The 2,523-nt window shown below is 36.6% G+C and carries 3 protein-coding genes; 2 read left to right on the top strand and 1 reads right to left on the bottom strand.

The window, feature by feature from the left end:
• Positions 1-78: 78 nt before the first annotated feature.
• Positions 79-909 (bottom strand): formylglycine-generating enzyme family protein, encoded by an 831-nt coding sequence (locus KCG35_RS24590; RefSeq protein WP_215822494.1) that lies wholly within the window; start codon positions 907-909, stop codon positions 79-81.
• 113 nt (positions 910-1,022) lie between these two features.
• On the opposite strand from KCG35_RS24590, the gene KCG35_RS24585 reads away from it, so the two are divergent.
• Positions 1,023-1,847 carry a hypothetical protein gene (locus KCG35_RS24585; RefSeq protein ID WP_215822493.1) on the top strand — a complete coding sequence of 275 codons (825 nt, stop codon included), beginning with the start codon at positions 1,023-1,025 and terminating at the stop codon, positions 1,845-1,847.
• A 331-nt stretch (positions 1,848-2,178) separates the two neighbouring features.
• A partial coding sequence (gene vgrG, locus KCG35_RS24580; protein WP_230409358.1) for a type VI secretion system tip protein VgrG occupies positions 2,179-2,523 on the top strand: 345 nt, incomplete at its 3' end.

Below are 2,523 nucleotides of genomic sequence, written 5' to 3'. Positions count from 1 at the left end.
TAAAAGTATTATATGATATAGAGGTTAGATTGACTGAATACTTAAAAAGCAGACGTATAGTAATAATTATTAGATAGCCTATTTATTTATAGCACAGCGAAATCCTATGTCTGGAATTTCAGAATCTGCAGATTCAGGATCGCGTCTAATAGTGGTAGGGAATACTTTATTGCCACCACTTGAACGGAAAGAATGGCCTCTATTAGTTTTGGTATTATCTTCATCATCAACAAGGTTTACAGGGTTTTGTATTGCTAGTTTGTCATAATTACGAGTCCAAGAATCTAAGACCCATTCTGACACGCCTCCTTCTAGAGCATAAACACCTAAAGGTGTAGGTGGATACTTATCTACTACCGTTGGTGTAAAGCTACCATGAGAGGTCTCGTAACCATCAGTATTTTTTCCAGGTTCACGCTTACCATTATTAGTAGCAAATAGTACACCTTTTTGTCCTAAGTTACGAGCAACGTATTCCCACTGTGCTTCTGTAGGTAATGATATGGACTTATTTGACACGGTACCTAGCCATTCACAGTAAGCTTTGGCATCATACCAGCTTACATAATGAGCAGGGGTTCTATCAATAATACAGTTTGCTTCTTTTTTAAACTGAGGCGCTTTATGCCCTGAAGACTTTAAGAAGAAGGCAAATTCGGCACAAGTAACTTCATACTTACCAATAGCAAAGTCAGTAATCACTGTTTCATATAACTTAGGCTTACTGTACTCTCTATTCATATAGTCTTCAGCAGTCATTCGTTTAAAGGCTCCACCCTTTATATCGATCATGTTTGCCATGGTCTTGCTAACAAACTCGTTAAGTTCAGCTTGAGCTGCTTCTTCACTAATACAAGCTGTAAAGAATGGTATACAGCAAGTTAAAATGAGTATTTGTTTTTTAAACATTAGATCTACTACCCGTTGTTGAATTGGGTTCTTTATTTTTAACGATTATACTATCAATAGTTACTTAGTAAGTATACCAAACACAAAATGTTAAAAACGTTTAGGTTTAAATAATGATTACAAAATATGTAGTTCTAAGTTTAAATGTACGCTCAGGCCATGTAAAACTTTTAGTTAATGGATTTCCATTTAACGAACTTGAAACTGTGAGTGGCGTCTCAACAATGCCGATAAACTCATATCTTATTGATGGTGAGAATGAATTACAGTTTGTCTTTTTACCAAGCATTGTTATTCCTAATAGTTTAGAAAAACCCAGTGGATTTAGTGTGGCTGGTAGCATTTATTTTTTAGATCCTGATGGCAAGAAAAAAAATATTGCAGAATTTCAGCTTGATGACGATGATAGTGAATTTGATGATGAAAACAAACAAGCTATTGCTCAAGTTTCATTTGTTCAACATGAATATGATATTTCGCCATGGCGTGACCAATTTCAGGAAATTCATGAAAACGAGTATGATGATATAAGACAGTATGTATTAAAAATAGCTGATGTTGTTAATCGAGGTGATCTTGATGAATTCTTGAAAATGATTAGCCTTAATCTACAGGTAGGCCCTGTAATGCATAAGGTCAGTGATGAGGAGTTTAGAAATGAGTTGATGAAACCTGTTCGCGAAATTATTGAAAAAGGAAATATTAAGCAAAAAATACTACCAGAAGAAATTATTCTTGAATCTTATATGGAAAGTAAGTTTGTAAGTGCAAAAATACAACCTGATTATACTCAAGATTTTAATAAGGAGTATGATCTTGACCCTAAAGAGGATAAAGTAATTGATGTGGTTGAAGCAAAATATGATGAAAAAAATAGACTTTCTATAACTGTGAGTATCGTAAAAATTGCTGGTAAGTATTTTGTTTTTTTATTATAGCTTAAATAGATGCTTTATAATAACTGAGTGACTGTAATGAATTGCATTGAAGCTGTGAATAGTTCAGTCACTTATTTAATCATAAGTTCTTCCACTTCATCATTTGATACCTGAGCACAGAGTGAATATCACTGAGCATGCTCAATTTGAAGGGGAATACCTGATTACCCGGGTAACACATGAAGGGACAAATCCACAAGCATTGGATGAAGGGGCCCTAGCCAAGGCGGACATTACATCAGCTATACCCTTCACGAATCTTTTTTAGGGTTCGTTGTCAGCGCTCTTCACCACAGTCACTTATTAATATAAGCTCCTGTGGCTTCATCACTTGACGGCCTCCCCTAAAAAACCTTCGTTTTGGCTAGTTTTTGATTGTATCCCTGCGGATAAAAACTATCGTCCAGCGCAAAAACATAAAAAAGTCCTCATTGAGAGTACGCAATCTGCTGTAGTCACCGGTCCTGCGGGCGAAGAAATTTACACCGATAAACACGGTCGGATCAAAGTGCAGTTTCACTGGGATCGGGACGGCAAAAAAAATGAAAAAACCACCCGTTGGTTACGTGTCAATACGGGCATTGCTGGCGGGCAATGGGGGCAAGTCGCCATTCCGCGTATTGGTCAGGAAGTGGTGATTGAATATCTGGATGGTAATCCTGATAACCCGATGGTA

This window comes from Zooshikella harenae (assembly GCF_018837975.1).
In the GTDB taxonomy this organism is placed as follows: Bacteria; Pseudomonadota; Gammaproteobacteria; order Pseudomonadales; family Zooshikellaceae; genus Zooshikella; species Zooshikella harenae.
The sequence above is the reverse complement of the archived record's forward strand: the minus strand, read 5'-3'. Positions and strand labels throughout refer to the sequence as shown.